The organism is Pseudomonas phytophila, assembly GCF_025643095.1.
Taxonomy (GTDB): Bacteria; Pseudomonadota; Gammaproteobacteria; order Pseudomonadales; family Pseudomonadaceae; genus Aquipseudomonas; species Aquipseudomonas quasicaspiana.
The window spans coordinates 5,418,984-5,435,891 of record NZ_CP081201.1 but is presented as its reverse complement, the minus strand read 5'-3'; the positions used below and the strand labels follow the sequence as shown (position 1 = coordinate 5,435,891).

Below are 16,908 nucleotides of genomic sequence, written 5' to 3'. Positions count from 1 at the left end.
GCTGCCCTTGTAGGAGCTGCCGAAGGCTGCGATCAGTTATACCTGACACACCGCTATTCGCAGCCTGCGGCAGCTCCTACAGTGGTGTGTCCAGCGAGTTCGCCTCTTGGCACATTGCGCGCCAGGCCTGAAACTTCCCCTTTGACCCACATCTTCAAGGTTGTCCCATGATCAACATCCGGCCCATGACCGCCGAAGACTTCGAGCTTTTCTGGCCCACTTTTCAGAGCGTGATCGCTGCCCGGGAAACCTACGCCTACGATCCGCAACTGACCCGTGAGCAGGCCCTGCACCTATGGCTGGAAATGCCGCTGCACACCTTCATCGCCGAAGAGGAGGGCGTACTGCTCGGCAGCTACTACCTCAAAGCCAACGCCGCAGGTCCCGGCAGCCACGTGTGCAATTGCGGCTACATGGTCACCGAAGCGGCGCGCGGGCGTGGGGTTGCGCGGTTGATGTGCGAGCACTCACAGAAGGTAGCCATTGAAAGCGGTTTCCTCGCCATGCAATTCAACTCAGTGGTTGCGAGTAATGAAGTGGCGGTGGCGTTGTGGCAGAAGCTCGGTTTCGACGTCGTCGGCCGACTGCCACGTGCTTACCAGCATGCGCGGTTGGGGTTGGTGGATTGTCTGGTGATGTTCAAGTGGCTGACCGAAGACGCGCCGCAAAAGCCGATGCTGATCGGGCGCAAGAATATCGAATCGGTGGTGTCGCGGCCGCGGCGTAAGTAGTCCTGATATTGCGGCCCCGTAGGAGATTCTATGTTGGCCTGCAATCTGTGGGAGCGAGGCTTGCCCGCGATGCAGGCGACTCGGTTTGTCAACTGCACCTCGTCACCGTTCATCGCGAGCAAGCTCACTCCTACAGGTGAGTACCAATATTTGTGAGCTTTGCCTGGACTTGCATCCTGTTGTCGCACCGGGCGCGATTTCAACAAAACAGTATTTCACTGCTTTATTTGGATCACACTCTCAAAGCTCCAGTTGATCTGCACTGATACCAAATGCCAGCGCAATTTTTTCTCGGGTAACTTTGCGCGGCCTGGCGACAGTTTCCTGTTGCGCGTAAGCCGGTTGGGTGATGGCCAGTCGCTGGGCGACATCTTCTTGAGTCAGTCCCAAGTGCTCACGCCAAGCGCGAATAGGGGAGGCTCCATCGACGATGCGACTGACCACCTCATGGGGGATCAAGTCGCTTTGATTTTTGTGTTGAGCCACGTATTGCGCGTACGGGATCACCACGAATGCCGGTTTTCCATCCGGACCGTTGATGATTTGAACGTCAGTAGGTGCGTCCGTCACGTTTCTTGACCTCTTGTATGCTGACGATTTTGACTGTGCCATCCCAATCGAACAGGACTCGGTAGTTACCAACTCTCAACCGGTATCCGTGTTCATGTCGGACCAGCATCTTGACGTTGGCTACGTCCGGCATAACCGTGAGCATGGTCACCGCATCGCGAATCTGAACCTGATGTGGCGTGTGCAATTTCAGGAGTTGCTTAACGGCCTTACGGGTCCAGTTAATGGTATTCACAGGCAATATATAGGTCTTTTATAAGTAATTCTCGCATATTTACTTATAAGTCTGAATTTGCCAATGATCACACCCTTGCATAATGTTGCCGCCCAGACCAATTACCTTATACGCCCAATTGAGCTCGCAGGACCGGTTTCAGGCGGGAGAGCCTCGCGGCTAAAGCCGCTCCTACGGGTGTTCACGGTTGGTTTGCCCACCAACAAAAAGCCCGCACAAGGCGGGCTCTCTGAACAGCTCTGACTACAACGAGTAAAACTTACTTCTCGTTACTGGCCTCAAGCTTTTTCTGTTGCTTCGGATGTCCTTCGGCCAAGGCCGTGCGGACTTCCTGAACCAGTTTCGCAGACACCGCAGGCGCCTGGTTGGACCAGCCCTGGCGCAGGAAGGTGGCCAGTTCGGCAACTTCTGCGTCGTTCATGCGCTCGGCAAAGCCTGGCATCGGCAGGATCGACGGGCCTCTCGCGGTGGATGGCGTTTTTGCGCCAGCGAGAATCACGTGAACCAGCGCGGTCGGGTTTTCGGCGTTGATGATCGAAGCACCGTCAAGACGCGGGAAGATCCGTGAAGCGCCTTCACCTTTGACAAAGTGGCAGGCGCCACAGTTATCCAGGTACAGACGTTCGCCCAGTGTCAGGTCTTTGGCTGCGGTCAGTTTGCTGGCCGTTGCTGCACTGCGTTCAGCGTTGTGCTGATAAACAGTTTCGCCATTCTTGCCAGCTTCACCGGACAACGACTTCAAATAAGCCGCCATCGCATGCAGGTCTTCATCGGTCATGTGCGACGTGCTGTTGGCTACAACGTCAGTCATTTCACCAGCAACCGACGCTTTGGCGTTACGGCCAGAACCGAGGTAGTCGACGATTTCGTCTTGCGACCAGTGAGCAACGCCACGGATCGAAGGCACCGCCCAGTCGTTAAGCAGAGCGCCCGTCAGGTAGTCGCTGCTTTTCTCGTCGAGGCCTTTTTCCTGCATGGTCAGCGCACGCGGTGTGTGGCAAGAACCGCAGTGGCCCAGGCCCTGTACCAGATACGCGCCACGAACGAGCTGTGGATCGGTGCCCGCAACAGATGTAACAGTGGACTCAGGTGTCGGCGAGAAGAACGTGCGCCAGTAAGCCAGCGGCCAGCGAATCGACAGTGGCCACGGAATATCGTTGGCCTGATTGGCTTGCTTGACTGGCTCAACGCCTTTCATGAAGTACGCATACAACGCTTGCGTGTCTTCATCCGAGACCTTGGCATACGACGGGAACGGCATCGCCGGGTACAGCGCGCTGCCATCGTGACCCACACCGCGACGTACCGCGCGCTCGAAGTCGCCATAGGTCCAGCCACCGATACCGGTGTCTTTATCCGGCGTGATGTTGGTGGCGTAGATCGTACCGATTGGCGACTCGATACCACGACCGCCCGCGAAGGTTTTGCCATCGTGAGCGGTGTGGCACGCCACGCAATCGCCAGCGCGTGCCAGGTAAGCGCCTTTGCTGATGAGTTCAGGCGTCACTTCCTGAGTCATCTGCGCAGATGCGTCACCCGATTTGTTGAGGAACACACTGACCAGCCAGGCCAGCAGGGCAAGCACTACACAAACTGCCAGAAGTACCAGCAGCGGGGAGCGGGATCTGGATTTCATGTTCTCGCTCCTCACACCTGAACCAGTGGGCCAGGGTTTTTGATGTAGTGGTCTTTGATGGCCTGAGCCGAGAACAGGGTCAATGCGCCGATCAAAGCCGTCGGGTTGGCCTGGAAGTTCTGCGGGAAGGCGTTGCCGCCCGGTACGAAGACGTTATGCACGTCCCAGCTCTGCAGATAGCGATTGAGTGCCGTGGTTTTCGGATCGTCGCCCATGACCGCGCCGCCCACGTTGTGGGTGGATACGTACTTGGTGATATCCCAATGAGAGTCCATCGCCAGGAAGCTTTCGCTGTAGCTGTCCGGACCCAGTTCCTTGGTGATATCCAGCACGATTTTGCGCAAGTGCTGCTGCAGTTTCAGCTCGTTCTGTTTCCAGTCGAAGGTGATACGCAGCAGTGGCAAGCCCCATGGATCCTTGTACGTCGGGTCCAGGTCCACGTAGTGACCACGATAAGACTGGCAACTGGTGGTGATGCTCACTTTCATCGAGTGGCCGTACCAGTCCTGCATGCCATCTTTCCAGCCCTGGCCCCAATCCGGCGTGCCGCTTGGCAGCGCTGTACCGATAGGTGCACCGGTGGCTTGAGAACTGTGAATCTTCGCGCCGCCAATGAAGCCCAGTGCTGCGCCGTCGTAGTTGCCCGGCGAAACGTCGTTGAACATCTGCCCGGTAGCACCAGCGGTGGCGAACGGGTTGAACTCCTTGTCCTTGAAGAACAGCGTGGAACCGCCGTTGCTCAGGAACGCGTAGTTACGGCCAACGGTACCGGTTTCGGTGATCGGGTCGTAAGGCTTGCCGATACCGGACAACAGCATCAGGCGCACGTTGACGAACTGGAAGCCCGCCAACACAACGATGCCAGCAGGCTGGAATACCAGGTTGCCGTCGGCGTCGGCGTAGGTCACGCCTTTGGCGGTCTTGCCGTCCGGGTGCAGCTCAACTTTGAGTACGTTGGCGTTAACCCGGTACGAGAAGTTTTCCATGCGCTTGAGCGAATCCAGCACCGCGGTTTGCGGCGAGGCTTTCGAGTAGTTCAGGCACGGGTACTTGCTGCAATAACCGCAGTAGTTGCACGGGGCGATCTGATTACCGTACGGGTTGGTCCACGCTTGTGACACGTTCGCCGACGGGTTCGGGAACGGGTGGTAGCCCATCTTGCGCGCCACGTCTGCAAACATCTTGCAGTTCAGGGTGTCTTCAAGGGGCGGCAGCGGGAAGGCGCTGGAGCGCGGCCCTTCGAACGGGTCACCGCCTTCGATGATGCGACCTTGCAGGTTGCCGGTATTGCCCGACAGGCCACAGATCTTGTCGAACTTGTCCAGGAACGGTTCGATTTCGTCCCATGTGAACGGGTAATCGCCGATGCGCATGTCTTCTTGCAGGATGCCCGGCTTGTAAGCCTGGTCTGCATAGGTCTTGAGCTTGATGTCGGTCGGGGTCGGACGAATCAATACGCCGGTCCAGTGCAGGCCCGAGCCCCCCACGCCAGTACCTGGCTCGAAAGCGCCCCATTTACGGGTAGGCAGAGCAACGTCGTTGGCGGTGTGGCGAACAGTCATGGCCGCCGCTTTTGGCGTGGCCATGATCTTGTTGCGGATGCCGTAGGCGTATTGATCCGCTGGTTTTGGATAGGCGAAGTCGGTGTTGTTGCGATCTTCACCGCGCTCCAGAGCGCGTACTTTCAAACCTGCCTGAGCCAGTTCAATGCTCATCAACGAGCCAGCCCAGCCGAGGCCGACGACGACTACGTCGACTTCGTCGTTAGTAATATTTGCCATGAGAAATCTATCCTGGAAATGCTTGGCGAAGGGAGATCAACCGCGCTGGCCGCTGATGCTGACCGGGCCGAGGGGGTACTTGACGTTGTGCTGTGTCACCCACTCCACGTAACTGGCGCGGGCTCCGGGGAAACCGATGGCGATCCAGGCTTTCATGCCCTTGTTGCCGCCATAGATCGGGTCCGAGAGGTAACCCTGCTTGGTGTGGTTCAACAGTTCGCCAAAGAACTGCTTGGACTTGAGCACGTCCTCGCCAAACGCTTTGAAGCTCACTTCGCCTTTCTGCAGCTGCTTCAAGACGTCTTCTTGCTTGGCTGCATCCAGAGACGCGAAGTTCTTCTGGTGCTTCTCCTGACAAAAGGCGTCAACGCTCTTGATGCCTTTTTGATAGATCTCTTGCGGACGGTACGGAATCTGATAACCCATTTCCGCCGGCGCATCGAGTTTGAAAGGACCTTCCAGATAGATCTCGCTGCCCAGATCGCTGGCCAGTTGCTGATCGATAAACACCGGGACGTTGGTTTCCAGCGCGCCAGGCCCACGGCCACCGGCCGGGATCAGGCGGTCACAGGCCGCCATGATGAAAGCCCATTCAGATGCGCTGAAAAAAGTCGGGCGATATTCTTCAAGTTTTGGCGCAACCATCTCCGCTGCTTCCGCAGCGCTCAGGCCTTTAATGGCGACGCCTATCGCAGGTAGTGCAATCAAGGAAGAAAGCAGAAACTTCCTTCGTGACGTTGGTTTATTCAACAACATGGTGAGGCCCCTATGAATGCTCACAAGAAAACCCCGGACGGTGCTATCGGAAATCGAAAGCCTCGACCTGCTGTGCAACCCCTTTAGCCAACGTAAATAGCGCGCAGCCGGATGCGCCTTCGATTGAAGGACATTGACGGCGACGTTTTCAGGTTCCGGATCGTTTCAACGAAACGCGATGGTTGGTGGTTCTTTCCAACCTGCGATGGTTAACGTAAAAGGCATACGTTACCAGTCAACGTACAACTCGCGATCATCTCAAGCGCTAGCGCGCAATCTGAAACAGGGCTGGCAGACCTCAAGGGTTGCTCTAATTGTGATCGTTTGCGTAGGTGCGACTGCATGAACAACATTCATCCAGCACAGCATTGAGGCGCGATACTCAAGTATCGTCTGCTCATCACGGGTAGCAGGATGCTATCAGGTTTGAAAAAGATGCGACAAATTATTTCCGATTTTTGTCAAGGTGTTGCGGTGTCGCATCCGGGACGCTTTCGGTATTTCCATGCCGCATATCGGCCAGATTGGCGACGATGGGGATCATCCTGATGATTTTCAGGCCGCGTCGCGTTATTTTCTGTGGGAGCAGAGCTTGCTCACGATGAACGATGGCTCGGTCCAAGGCTGCACACCGAGTCACCTGCATCGCGAGCAAGCTCTGCTCCCACAGCGTCTTGCGTTTGCTGCGAGACCCTGGTCAGTTCTTACTGCTGCATTGGCAGTAACGCCGCAATAGCATCAATTTCAATCTGCATCCCGTCCAGCGCCAGACGCGGCACCGGAATCAATGTGCACACGGGCTTCATCGATGTTCCCCACGCTCGATCAGCTTCTTCAACCCAAATGCGCAGTTTTTCCTGGTCGTGATCGACGATCAGCAGCGTCAGTTTGAATACGTCATTCAGGCTGGCGCCTTTGGATTGCAGCGCAATGGCGAGATTGGCGAGCGCCTGTCTGGCCTGCTCGGCAAACACTGAAGACAGTTGACCCTGTTGGTCTTCACCACCTTGCCCGGCGATGTACAGAAGCTTCGCCTGCGGCTGCAATTGGGCCACGTGGGAATAACCATTCGGACTCGGATCGTATAGGCCCGGTGGATTGGATAAGTGGAAAGCAGGGGCGATATCGAGTTTGGACATAGGCTGACTCCTGATGAAAGAGTCGGCAGTCTCAGACCTCTAGTTAGGTTGAGGTCAAGCGTGTGTGAGAGTCGCCCTTTCTTACTGCTCTGAACTAGAGATTGATCAGCCGCTTAATCCCGTACATCAAGATCAGAAAAAGCAGGATTTTCGCGACATCAATCAAAGCCCGGAACGTAATCGGCCACCATTCATGAGGCTCGATTGCATCCTGATAAGCATATGAGTCGGTCGAGGCTCCGGTTTTCTGGAATTCATGTTCTCTTGCACGGCCCCAATACATGAACGCGAAGATAAGCCCGATAACGCCCAGCCCACCGAGTTGCTCATCAGGCGCGACCTCAATTGGCGGTCCCCAGAGGTAGCATGCACCCGCTATCACCCAGATCAGCATTCCCAGCCAGGTCAGGGTTTTGCGTGCTCGCACAGATGCCTTGAGGTTCGTGCGCACACTGAACGGGCAAAATTTTCCGTCGCGCTGAAGCCGGTCTTCAAGCGACACAATGTAGCCCGACACAAAGGCCAGAAAACCAATGAAAACTAATACAAAGGCCATCGGGATTTGCTGCCTCAGCTGATTGAACGAAAGCTTGCGTTCACAGAATGTCCGCAGGTCGGGCATTTACTTGAGTAATTTGCGGTTATTGAGCGGGTGGGATCAAGCCCGCGTTGCCGGGGCCTCATCAAACAAAATTTAACCATCTGATGGAATACTTTTCGACTGTAGGAGCCTGTTGCCACGCGACAACGCAGCGTCGAAGACGGGACGGCCCCTCTTGCTCGGAAAGATGAGGGCTGGTCTGTGTGATCGTCCCGTAAGTGTTGAGCAGCAGCTTCATTTTTTACTTAAACAAATCAGCAATTTCTGAATCCATGGCTTCGAAAGCCTCAGCATTAAACCTCATATCGGGCAGCATTCCGCGTCGCTTAGAGGTTGTAGGCATCAGTTTAGTGACTGGAGATTCAGTCTTGGCAATGATGATTGTTTCACCATCCGCAGCCGCAACGACAGGCTGGGTCAGGTGTTTCTTGTCTCCATGGACGTTGTGAGTTTTCACGGTGGTGCTCCTGTAAGCCATCAAGCGTCAGTGCTGATTCTAGACCAGCATCATGTGGGTTCAGATCCAGGCTTATCAATGAAGCGATTTCACTCAGTCTGAACATCGATTTAACAGCGGTTGCACCAGGCAAACCCCGCACCTATCATTCGCCCCGTCGCTGCACATCAGCGACCGGATTTGGCGATCCGGCTCATACCTTTTCAACAGCTTCAGTTGCTGGTTGTCTTCACTTCGTGCGGGCGACATTTATGGCGGCTGTGCGCGGGAGACCTTCGGGTCTGCCGGGTGGGTATGACCGGTTCGCCAACCTGCGCACAGTTGCCACCTGATTTCGTTTGGCGACGAGACAGGTGGCGCGTTTAGCCATTACCCTCTGGATTCCTTAATGACCCAACATACTCCGCTGAATCAATTTCCCAATACCGTCCTCTTCATAAATCCCGAAGCCCCAATGGCCGACCTGCACCTCTGCGCCACACAACGCTTGCGCGCAGTCAAAAATCTGATGAGCTGCCTGGCTAGCACCACGACCAAAGACTCCGATGAGAACCAGTTGGCTCACGTCGCTGAGGCCGCTTTTCTGTTGCTGCAAGACAGCTGTGATGTGCTGGAGTTGATGGAAGTCCGGCTGGATAAACTGAGCGCCTGATAGAGCGCGCATGCTTGTCTGCGATTCAGGTTCCCCGGGCATCAGGTATAGCGGGTAATCATTGATCGCGGGCAAGCACAGCTCTCATAAAGGTATATCTTTCACATAGTTAGATCGTGTTGAGCTCGGACGCCCTCGTCGCCGTTGATTTTGATCTACGCCTTACCGCCCAGCGGTGCGCATTTTTGCATCAATAGTATGACAAACTAACCACCATCTATAATCGAATCAGGGGGCTCGTCATGGGAACCGTACGCAAAACCATCACTGTCACTGACCAGCAAGATACTTGGATCAAATCGCAGATTGAGGCAGGCCGCTACACGAATGACAGCGAATATATCCGCGATTTGATTCGGCGCGAGCAGGAGCGCAGTGCTCAGATCGAGGGAATCCGCCTTGCACTTATTGAAGGCGAATCGAGCGGCGAAGCTCGTCCATTCAGTGCTGATGAATTCAAGCAGAGAATGTTGAGAGCGCATGACTGAATATCGTCTTACGCCTGCTGCTGAGCGTGACCTGGAAGGGATCTGGACCCACACGTTTCAAGAATGGGACGTGGCGCAGGCTAATCGTTACATCGACATCATCACGACAGCTCTCGCGGAGCTGGCGCAGTCACCTAAAATCGCACCGGCTTGCGATTTTATTCGGCCGGGCTATCGCCGCCGCACCGTAGAGCGACACGTAATCTACTTCCGAATCTCGGCGTACGGGATTGCGATCATTCGTATTTTGCATGACCGAATGGATGCACCGCGTTATGTGTGATCAGTTTGCGTCAAACGTCTTGGGCAACTTGCTTCACTGAAAAAGCACTTCCGCCTAAGACGTACTGCTGCCCGGCTGGACCTGCATGGATACGGTATGTATCAGCACGCAGGATGAGGCAGTGTTGAGATTGGCGAACGCCAAAAACAAGAAAGCCCGCAACCCGCCGCGGTGCTGAGAGTTATCTATCAATACTTTGGGTTGTAGCGTTCGCCGTTATAGATCAGTACGTATTCGTTCGAGGTAGGCTTTTCTTCTTTAGTGCAGCCATTACCCGTATCCGTTTTTTCGGTAGCGATTACTTTTTCCGCCACCTCCAGATCGGCATACCCGTGATTGCTGTTGTTGCCAATACTTAGAGTAAGGTGCGCCTTTGAAAAACTGCCCGCGCAGCTATCTGGATTTTGTTCGGCGGACGCTATGTCTTTTTCCAATTCAAGAATTTTTCGCATCCTTTTTCCTTCATCGGTATACAGATAAAGTAGTGTTATGGAGCGGGTGAGAGGCTCAATCGCCATATCATGTTTTAAAATGACTCCAAAAGTATGAGCGCCCGGGGTGAGCTGATAGCTGGCCGTATCAAGACTAAGTCCGGAAAACTTGAACAGAGAAATATCGATAGCATTGCTCTCGTAAACATGGCTCTCTATCACCCCTTTTTTAGCGCTAATGATCTCAAGGCCATAGGTGACCCAATCTTCAGGCTCGTCTTCTACCTTAACTCTTTCTTCTTCAACAACCAGAACTGCCAGTGTCTGGTCGGGATCATCATTGGCCGTTTTACACGCGGAACGCTGCTTGTCAAAGGCTAGCGTCGGATGCAATTTTTTAGCCCAGCCCGACAGGTATGTTTCGCAGTTCGGAGAGGCGGCAGAGGCCAGGAATGGGAAAAACAACAAGCTCAGTGCTAAAAGGCAGCGCATCGGGTATCCCTACCAGTGAAAAACGAATGGGTGTGCAATCGTGAAATTGCATTTTCGGCAGCAGTACAATAGTAATTTCGCTTGAAGAAATCAAATGTCTCGAGCTTTTTGAATGTGTTGTCAGGCGGACTATTGGGTGAGGCGTGCCACTCCGCAAAATTGGTTTGAAAAAGTTATCTGCCCAGCGGTTGTCTGGTAGCTGGGTGTTCACGTTTTTTATTATCTTTTAAAGCAAGGTCACTCACGGTGGTGTGGTGTGCTTGAAGTATTTAAGTTTCATAATTTTCTCAAAGTACAGGTGTTATATCTGATGCGGCTTGATCTGGCTGCTACGCTTCAGGCTTTCAAAAAGCGTCGATTCAATCGAAAATCAGGTTTTGCTTCGCCCAATTTCTGGCGGACACAGTGTGGAAGAAATTTGATCACTATTGATCTAGGTATGCGGCCTTGAAAACATCACAAAAACGAATAATTTATCATTGTAGCTGGCAGTCTATGGGCCGCCTCCGAGTGGTGGGAAAGAGCGCTAGCCAAAAGATCAGGAACCCCGCTAATCAGCCCCGGTGGGTGCTATCGACTGGAAGTTTTCAAGCCCTTTTGGGTGCTGCCTGACATCCTCCACCCACAACCGGACCTTAACGGAGTTAGATCATAGAAATGGTTTTCTTGGTGGGGCAGCCCCGGTTTTTACAAACTGTACGATCATCGAAACGGTCAATTGATTTCAGAGACCGAGATTTATGATCGTGAATCCGGGGCATGGGGAATGGACTGGGGGGAAGTCTCGGGTTTCGTGTATTCAGGGCTGATCCCTATAGGCCCGAACGTTCCTGATTGCATGCGTGATCGACCCACCCATGAGAAACCGAAATGAAACCAACGTCACGTCGCTGGGCTCTTTTTCTCACTTATCTGTCCATTGCAGGCGGTCTCTGGACTGCATCGGAGTGGTGGGAAAAAGGGTTAGCCAAAAAGTTGGGCCACGCTCACATTAGCCCCAATGGGTGCTATAGAGTTGAAACCTTTGCGCCATTCTGGGTGCTACCCATGATGCTTCATAGAAAACCTGATCCAAATAACGATATACCACCCAAAATGTTGCCATCGTGGAGCCACCCAGGTTTTTATCGTTTGTATGACAACCGCAGTGGAGAGTTGATCGGAGAAAGTCACATCTATGACTTGGAATCCGCAAGTGGGACTCTATACTGGGGAGATAAAACCATACCGAAAGTCATTGCCGGATTTATTTATATCGGCCCGAACCTTGACCACTGCATCGGTGATCAACTTGAAAGATCGATACCGAAAAAATGATCCCCCTCCCTGCGAACAAGCGCTTTTCAGCGCTCATTGTGCGTATTACGGGCGCACCTCTCCTGCATTCAGTAATCGCTTTCGCACCCTCCACAGATTGGACGGAGCAAACAGCGGGGTCTGCTGTGCAGCGTTTTTCAGCTACACTCGGGAGCGTACTTCCGTATCACCAAGCTGGCGGTTGATCACTCGAAACGTATGCTCAACCTTGGCGCGCAGTTGAGCATTCGGCAACTCGATTTTGCGGTATATCTGCTTCTAGCTTGATGCCTCTTCCAACGTTGCAAAAATAAGAAATGTGTCATCGGAATCCAGATTTTAAACACTCGTCTGGAGAGTATGGAAGATTCTTGTTGCTCCGCGCTGTAAGTTTTAGGTTCTATATGTATCATTGTCCCTATAGTAATTGATCTCTTCGACAATCCATTTGCTGTCTTTTCCACTGTGTGGATTGTTGCTGGCTATATAATTCAGCGAGCTCACCAACATCCAGCCTCTCAACTCTAATCCTCTGACTGCCAAAGGCATCTCCATGCCTTCTTCATCCAGATATATTTCGTCATCGTCCAGGTTTTGGATGTAGTCGCATGGGATGTAGTAAAAGTCTGTATTTTCTGGATTGCTCTTCCAGGTAGCTATCTTTGCATAAATCCACTCCCCCGAATCTAACAGGGAAAGATTCTTAAATAATTCGTGTATTGATCTGTAGCTATTCATCACATCTCCAAAGGTTTATCTGCAAGTAAAACCGCCGCCCCAGGTTTTTCTTCCTCTGTGTCCTTTGGCATAATAATCCAAATGTCTTGAGTTATGGTCTGGTCCGTCAACGAGTTGTAATAGCCTGCCAGTCTGTTCGTAGTGACAACCAGTTGTTCATAACCATGGCGAATGCCAAGGCAGTGGAATTTGTCTTGGTTCAACCGGTGTGCCGCCAGTCATATTCCAAAGCCGTCATGCACCAGACCTTCATGCGATAGGCTTCGGGCGTTGTCGCCCTCACGTACCAGATCGTCTACGGTCATCGGGTGTAGCTCTCGAATCGTCTGCTCGTCAGCGCCGCGCCGGGAGCCATGATCTCCTCAATGTAATCCATCGCCTTTTCAATATTGGCAACCTCGCGCAGTTGGTCCGTGTCCTGAGCCTTGCCTTCTACCTTGCTATCTATGTAGCCCGCCAAAGTAGTGTGATTGCCCTCTATGCGGGCAGAACCAAGGCTTTCCAGTGCATGGAAAAGCGATTTGATTTGATAGAACACCTGCGGCTGCGTATCGCCTTCAAGCCTTGGGCGGCGCAGATGTTCCAGATCGCTCAATACATCGACAAGGTCCGAGTCAAAGGACGGATTGAGAAGACCAAGGTCTTGATGGGTAAACGTGGGCATATAGAAAATATCTCGAACCGGCAGAAAGGTTATCTTGAAAAAAATACCGGAGATCAGCGTATTTAAAGGGTATGCGCTCAGCATGCTCTAAAAATTATCTTGAATTCAGTCTTGAGCTAACTCAAAAGTGAGTAATGCTCAGGTGTCAGAAAGGAGGGCGGAGGGAAGGTATCTGGGTGATAAAAAGGAGCAATCCCAGAAACAATAAAGCCCGCACTAGGCGGGCTTCTTGTTGCTTCATGAGCATCGATGATGTCATGAAGCAGGTACTTGGTGGCTACACAGGGACTTGAACCCCGGACCCCAGCATTATGAATGCTATGCTCTAACCAACTGAGCTATGTAGCCAAGTGGCGCGCATTATTCGCGTATAAGGGATATGTGTCAACCCTTGCTCTGAAAAATTTATGCGTGTGATCAAGCGGTTAGGGTCTCGTCCCCGGTATGCAAGGACGAAACCCGGTTGCCGCTAGCGAAAAAGATCGTCCAGCAGGCCTGAGTCCAGCATATCGTCAAGCTGATTTCGTTGCGCGCGCAGCCAGACTTTGATGTTTTTCGGCGACTCTTGCAGGAAGGCGACCTCCTGTTCCATATCGAAAAGCTCGGCATCCAGCTCGTTCAGCACTTTGTTGCACTTGCGTGGTACCTGCGCGGGCTTGGTGGTCTCATACGGAGGGAGGGCGAATCGGCCGTTGAAGATCATGTTCTGCACGTGGATCTCTTCCTCGAGATCCTTGACCTGCTCGGCCAGCACCCGGTTGTAGTGCTTGATGCGTTCCAGTGGCAGGTTGCTGATATGGTCCGTGTCGATCTGTTCGATCTCAAGTTGCAGTTGCAGCAGGCTCAGCAAGTCTTTCTCGGCATAGGCCTTGTTGACTCGCTGCATGAGGTCGGTTTTGCGCGCACGCTCGTGTTCGTCCGTTTCCCGGTCGGGATGGAGGGCGCTGGCGAGTTTGCGATAGACCTCACGTACGGATTGGCTACTCTTGGCCTGGTCCTCTTCTTTGCGTCGTTCATGGGCTGACTTTTTCGGCGGTTCTGAGAGCTGCTCATCGCGGTCGGCGGCATCGGCGTAGCTCGACAGTTTCTCTTGCAGGAATTCGACAAACTCATGTTCAGAGGTGATGTGATCACCGTCCGAGAGGTCGAGATCAAACTTATGCTCCATATGCGCTTTGAAGTGCGCCAGTTCCTCTTGCTGAACGTCGTCGAAGTCTTCGCCGGAATGCCTGGCAAAAATCTCCTTGAGTTCCTGGCTGTCAGGATGCGATTCGTCCATGAGGTCTTCGACCAGGCCACAGACGATGTCAGTCAAGGTTGCCCGGTCTTGTTTGCTGAGTTTTATCTGCGAGCTGGCGGCGTCCACCGTGCGCAGCAACTCCAGCTGCACAGCACTGAGCTGCTCAACGGCTGGCGTGAACTCTTCAGCCCAGAGTTGCGTGTACGCCTGTTCAGCGGTGCTCCAGCCTTCCAGCGTGCTTCGGTGGGTTTCGATCTTTTTCAGCAGGCTATTAAAGCGTTTTTGCTGAGGATTGGGTTTGGCTCCGGCGGGTTGGGGCGCCACGCTCAGCTGGGGGTGTTTGCCGACCATTTGGGGTCTCTCCTCCGGGAAATGATAAAGCGTAACCATTGGTGACGTACTTTTGTAGGGGCTGTCCACCAAGCGGGAAGCTTCCTACTCGTGAAAACAGCAATCGCCTACACGGTCTGAATATTGCTAGGTGATCGTAAAGTTGACGGTTTCTGCAATGGCGCCAATCAAGAAGCGCTCGGCGGCTATCGTAATTCAATCAATAACATGGCATTTTGCCGGTAGTAGTTTTTCGAAGACATCTGCGATGGCTCCTGCCGTTTCTGCCGGGTGTTCTGGGGGAGTAGGTCGGTCATGTACAGTATTTTGTCGCCGGGTATGCGCATGCTTAGCCGTTTTGGTTTCGCGCGTAAGTTTCAGATGCTGTTTCTTCTGTTCATGCTGCCGCTGGTGGGCAGCCTCTGGATGATCGGCCAGGACTATCTCAGCAAACTCGCGACGATCGCGGGCGAACGCTCGGGAGTCACTCAGTTGCTGGCACTGGATCAACTCGATAGCGAGCTTTCCCATCAGCGGGATAATGCTGCGCGCTGGAAGGCCTCTGACATTCTTAAAGAGCCGACGCCCGCCGCTAAAGCCGCGATGACGGCGATGGATGCCGCAGGCCCGCGTATCGCGCAGGCACTTGAGTCGCTCGAGGCCTCGCTCAGAAAAGAAGAAGCCGGTGCTGATGCATTCAAGCGCTATGAAACGCTTAAAGCTTCAGTCACCGGCATGGACATCGCCTCCCTGCGCACCGTCGGCTGGTGGCCGGATGGCTATGACCGCTTCACCAATGCCTTGGGCAATGTGCAGGCCTTGCGCGAGCAGATTGCAACGGACAGCGGCCTTATCCTTGACCCGTGGCTGGAGACGTATCTGTTGATGCAGATGTCTACCCAGCAAATCCCTGATCTGATCGAGCGTATCGGTCGTATGGCGAGTATTGGCCAGACGTCAGTGGTCACCGGGCAGTTCAGCCTGCAAAGCCGTTTGCAGATGCGTGAGCTGCGCGGGCGGATTAGCGATGCCAGGGATCAACTGATCAAGACTGGCGACTTCCTGCAGGCCAAGCTTCCTGCCGAAATGAAACCGTGGGCCGAAAACTACAACGCCACCATGCAGCGGCTCACTGACGAGTTGAAGGTACTGGATGACGGAGTGTTCGGCGCGACGATCAAGCTTGATGCCCCTGCGTACGAGCGCAGCGTCGATGCGTTGCTCAACGATCTGACGAACTTGCGTAATCAGTCTTTGCAGTCGCTGGACGCCCGTCTCGCGTATTACCACCAGAAATCCAACATGCAGTTCATTCCGATGGGCATCTGCTTTGGCGTCTTGTTGCTGGCCGCGATGTATCTGTTCGCCTGCCTGCAAGCCTCGATCCGTCGCAGTGCTCGCGGCATTACCACGCTTGCCGAGTCGCTGCGTGACGGTAATCTCTGTGTTCAGGTTGAAGTGCAAGGTCGCGATGAACTGGCGGCGATCAGCACGGCGCTTAACGTGGCGGTGGTGCAGTTGCGCACCAGTCTGCTGGGCGTGAATCATGAGACCAAGCAACTGGGCAGTGCGGTGTTGACCCTCAACACCCAATCCAGCGGCACCTTGAATGAAGTTGAAGAGCAGCAATACCAGATCAGCCAGATCGCAGCGGCGGCAACTGAGCTGGCGGCAACTTCACAAGGCGTGGCGAAAAGTTGTGAGCAGGCTTCCGACAGCGCCCGGCAGACCCGCAAGATCGCTGAGGAAAGCAGCCGTGACAGCCAGCGCACGACGACTAGCATTCAGCAGCTTAATCAACGCCTGACGGACACCGCTGCGGCGTTGGGCCGAGTCAGTGAGCAAGGGCAACAGATTCAGTCGGTAGTCGATGCGATTCGTGGTATCGCCGAGCAGACCAACCTGTTGGCGCTTAACGCAGCCATCGAAGCGGCGCGAGCGGGTGAGCAGGGCCGTGGTTTTGCGGTGGTTGCCGATGAGGTTCGCAGCCTGTCGCAACGGACTCAGGTGTCTACAGCGGAAATTGCCAGCACTGTCGATAGCCTGCGCTCCACAGTGAGCCAAGCGGTGGGCTTGATGGAGTCGGCGTGCGGTCAGGCGGTCAACGACGCGCAGTCGGTAACTGATCTGGGTCAGCGTCTGGTTGAGATCGCCAGCGCTGTGCAGGGCGTTACCGACACCCTGGCGCAGATTTCCACTGCGGTTGAAGAGCAGGCCAGTACCGCTGATGAAGTCAGTGGCAACATTCAGCAGGTCGATCAGGCTGCCGGACGTTTGCTTGAAGGTGCGCGGGCTGTGAATCAGGCTGCTGACACGTTGAGCAAAGGCAGCCGTGCGTTGAGCGATAACACGTCGCGCTTTCAGCTGGATTGAGGGTTGAGTGAGACC

The 16,908-nt window shown here is 54.0% G+C and carries 18 protein-coding genes, 1 tRNA gene and 3 pseudogenes; 7 read left to right on the top strand and 15 right to left on the bottom strand.

Features of this window, described 5'->3' with window-relative positions; genetic code table 11:
* Positions 1–167: 167 nt before the first annotated feature.
* Entirely contained in the window at positions 168–731 is a 564-nt protein-coding gene (locus K3169_RS24600; protein ID WP_099270530.1) for a GNAT family N-acetyltransferase, read from the top strand.
* A 240-nt stretch (positions 732–971) separates the two neighbouring features.
* On the opposite strand, the gene K3169_RS24595 is transcribed toward K3169_RS24600, so the two are convergent.
* The 8 genes from K3169_RS24595 to K3169_RS24560 all read right to left on the bottom strand — a co-directional run bounded on the left by K3169_RS24595 (position 972) and on the right by K3169_RS24560 (position 7,906).
* On the bottom strand, positions 972–1,343 hold the full coding sequence (locus tag K3169_RS24595) for a helix-turn-helix domain-containing protein (protein WP_049826857.1): 372 nt from the start codon (positions 1,341–1,343) through the stop codon (positions 972–974).
* Entirely contained in the window at positions 1,282–1,536 is a 255-nt protein-coding gene (locus tag K3169_RS24590) for a type II toxin-antitoxin system RelE family toxin (RefSeq protein ID WP_027899648.1), read from the bottom strand. Before K3169_RS24590 ends, K3169_RS24595 begins: the two co-directional genes overlap by 62 nt.
* 259 nt (positions 1,537–1,795) lie before the next feature.
* Positions 1,796–3,172, bottom strand: coding sequence for a c-type cytochrome (locus K3169_RS24585; RefSeq protein ID WP_263268436.1), 1,377 nt, complete (start codon positions 3,170–3,172; stop codon positions 1,796–1,798).
* An 11-nt stretch (positions 3,173–3,183) separates the two neighbouring features.
* Positions 3,184–4,953: a GMC family oxidoreductase gene (locus K3169_RS24580; protein WP_122398488.1), complete on the bottom strand. Its 1,770-nt coding sequence runs from the start codon at positions 4,951–4,953 to the stop codon at positions 3,184–3,186.
* A gap of 36 nt (positions 4,954–4,989) precedes the next feature.
* On the bottom strand, positions 4,990–5,598 hold the full coding sequence (locus K3169_RS24575; protein WP_235149980.1) for a gluconate 2-dehydrogenase subunit 3 family protein: 609 nt from the start codon (positions 5,596–5,598) through the stop codon (positions 4,990–4,992).
* 815 nt (positions 5,599–6,413) lie between these two features.
* Complete coding sequence (locus K3169_RS24570; RefSeq protein ID WP_263268431.1) at positions 6,414–6,848, bottom strand: RidA family protein; 435 nt, start codon at positions 6,846–6,848, stop codon at positions 6,414–6,416.
* A 94-nt stretch (positions 6,849–6,942) separates the two neighbouring features.
* A complete protein-coding gene (locus tag K3169_RS24565) occupies positions 6,943–7,470 on the bottom strand; it encodes a hypothetical protein (protein WP_263268429.1) in 528 nt (175 codons plus the stop codon).
* 220 nt (positions 7,471–7,690) lie between these two features.
* Positions 7,691–7,906 carry a type II toxin-antitoxin system prevent-host-death family antitoxin gene (locus tag K3169_RS24560; protein WP_095100015.1) on the bottom strand — a complete coding sequence of 72 codons (216 nt, stop codon included), beginning with the start codon at positions 7,904–7,906 and terminating at the stop codon, positions 7,691–7,693.
* A gap of 388 nt (positions 7,907–8,294) precedes the next feature.
* On the opposite strand from K3169_RS24560, the gene K3169_RS24555 reads away from it, so the two are divergent.
* The 3 genes from K3169_RS24555 to K3169_RS24545 all read left to right on the top strand — a co-directional run bounded on the left by K3169_RS24555 (position 8,295) and on the right by K3169_RS24545 (position 9,329).
* Positions 8,295–8,558: a hypothetical protein gene (locus K3169_RS24555; RefSeq protein ID WP_027901254.1), complete on the top strand. Its 264-nt coding sequence runs from the start codon at positions 8,295–8,297 to the stop codon at positions 8,556–8,558.
* A gap of 242 nt (positions 8,559–8,800) precedes the next feature.
* The gene (locus K3169_RS24550; RefSeq protein ID WP_027901253.1) at positions 8,801–9,046 is read left to right on the top strand and encodes a type II toxin-antitoxin system ParD family antitoxin; all 246 of its coding nucleotides are present in this window, start codon (positions 8,801–8,803) and stop codon (positions 9,044–9,046) included.
* Positions 9,039–9,329, top strand: a complete 291-nt coding sequence (locus K3169_RS24545; RefSeq protein WP_027901252.1) for a type II toxin-antitoxin system RelE/ParE family toxin — start codon at positions 9,039–9,041, stop codon at positions 9,327–9,329. The genes K3169_RS24550 and K3169_RS24545 overlap by 8 nt, the downstream gene beginning before the upstream one ends.
* Before the next feature lie 188 nt (positions 9,330–9,517).
* Here K3169_RS24545 and K3169_RS24540 read toward each other — a convergent pair whose 3' ends face one another.
* Entirely contained in the window at positions 9,518–10,252 is a 735-nt protein-coding gene (locus K3169_RS24540; protein WP_231675298.1) for a hypothetical protein, read from the bottom strand.
* Between the two features lie 475 nt (positions 10,253–10,727).
* Here K3169_RS24540 and K3169_RS24535 point away from each other — a divergent pair.
* Positions 10,728–11,126, top strand: a pseudogene (locus tag K3169_RS24535) (hypothetical protein).
* Positions 11,123–11,569, top strand: coding sequence for a hypothetical protein (locus K3169_RS24530; protein WP_263268425.1), 447 nt, complete (start codon positions 11,123–11,125; stop codon positions 11,567–11,569). Before K3169_RS24535 ends, K3169_RS24530 begins: the two are co-directional and overlap by 4 nt.
* 45 nt (positions 11,570–11,614) lie before the next feature.
* On the opposite strand, the pseudogene K3169_RS24525 reads toward K3169_RS24530, so the two are convergent.
* The 6 genes and pseudogenes from K3169_RS24525 to K3169_RS24500 form a co-directional block, all read right to left on the bottom strand.
* Positions 11,615–11,815 (bottom strand): annotated as a pseudogene (locus K3169_RS24525) (IS5/IS1182 family transposase); the annotation flags it as partial.
* A 126-nt stretch (positions 11,816–11,941) separates the two neighbouring features.
* A complete protein-coding gene (locus tag K3169_RS24520; protein ID WP_263268423.1) occupies positions 11,942–12,286 on the bottom strand; it encodes a hypothetical protein in 345 nt (114 codons plus the stop codon).
* The gene (locus K3169_RS24515; RefSeq protein WP_263268421.1) at positions 12,286–12,489 is read right to left on the bottom strand and encodes a hypothetical protein; all 204 of its coding nucleotides are present in this window, start codon (positions 12,487–12,489) and stop codon (positions 12,286–12,288) included. The genes K3169_RS24520 and K3169_RS24515 overlap by 1 nt, the downstream gene beginning before the upstream one ends.
* Before the next feature lie 50 nt (positions 12,490–12,539).
* Positions 12,540–12,950: pseudogene (locus K3169_RS24510) on the bottom strand (Fic family protein); the annotation flags it as partial.
* Positions 12,951–13,221: 271 nt separating this feature from the next.
* A tRNA-Met gene (locus K3169_RS24505) sits at positions 13,222–13,298 on the bottom strand.
* A gap of 121 nt (positions 13,299–13,419) precedes the next feature.
* Entirely contained in the window at positions 13,420–14,541 is a 1,122-nt protein-coding gene (locus tag K3169_RS24500) for a J domain-containing protein (protein WP_099270518.1), read from the bottom strand.
* Between the two features lie 294 nt (positions 14,542–14,835).
* On the opposite strand from K3169_RS24500, the gene K3169_RS24495 reads away from it, so the two are divergent.
* Positions 14,836–16,893, top strand: coding sequence for a methyl-accepting chemotaxis protein (locus tag K3169_RS24495; protein ID WP_122398479.1), 2,058 nt, complete (start codon positions 14,836–14,838; stop codon positions 16,891–16,893).
* The last annotated feature ends 15 nt before the right edge of the window (positions 16,894–16,908 follow it).

Coding starts and splice junctions, on each gene's coding strand:
- K3169_RS24500 (WP_099270518.1), bottom strand. CDS start 14,541: ATGGTCGGCAAACACCCCCAGCTGAGCGTGGCGCCCCAACCCGCCGGA.
- K3169_RS24495 (WP_122398479.1), top strand. CDS start 14,836: ATGTACAGTATTTTGTCGCCGGGTATGCGCATGCTTAGCCGTTTTGGT.
- K3169_RS24585 (WP_263268436.1), bottom strand. CDS start 3,172: ATGAAATCCAGATCCCGCTCCCCGCTGCTGGTACTTCTGGCAGTTTGT.
- K3169_RS24575 (WP_235149980.1), bottom strand. CDS start 5,598: ATGGTTGCGCCAAAACTTGAAGAATATCGCCCGACTTTTTTCAGCGCA.
- K3169_RS24595 (WP_049826857.1), bottom strand. CDS start 1,343: ATGGCACAGTCAAAATCGTCAGCATACAAGAGGTCAAGAAACGTGACG.
- K3169_RS24570 (WP_263268431.1), bottom strand. CDS start 6,848: ATGTCCAAACTCGATATCGCCCCTGCTTTCCACTTATCCAATCCACCG.
- K3169_RS24580 (WP_122398488.1), bottom strand. CDS start 4,953: ATGGCAAATATTACTAACGACGAAGTCGACGTAGTCGTCGTCGGCCTC.
- K3169_RS24555 (WP_027901254.1), top strand. CDS start 8,295: ATGACCCAACATACTCCGCTGAATCAATTTCCCAATACCGTCCTCTTC.
- K3169_RS24565 (WP_263268429.1), bottom strand. CDS start 7,470: ATGCCCGACCTGCGGACATTCTGTGAACGCAAGCTTTCGTTCAATCAG.
- K3169_RS24545 (WP_027901252.1), top strand. CDS start 9,039: ATGACTGAATATCGTCTTACGCCTGCTGCTGAGCGTGACCTGGAAGGG.
- K3169_RS24540 (WP_231675298.1), bottom strand. CDS start 10,252: ATGCGCTGCCTTTTAGCACTGAGCTTGTTGTTTTTCCCATTCCTGGCC.
- K3169_RS24520 (WP_263268423.1), bottom strand. CDS start 12,286: ATGAATAGCTACAGATCAATACACGAATTATTTAAGAATCTTTCCCTG.
- K3169_RS24550 (WP_027901253.1), top strand. CDS start 8,801: ATGGGAACCGTACGCAAAACCATCACTGTCACTGACCAGCAAGATACT.
- K3169_RS24530 (WP_263268425.1), top strand. CDS start 11,123: ATGAAACCAACGTCACGTCGCTGGGCTCTTTTTCTCACTTATCTGTCC.
- K3169_RS24600 (WP_099270530.1), top strand. CDS start 168: ATGATCAACATCCGGCCCATGACCGCCGAAGACTTCGAGCTTTTCTGG.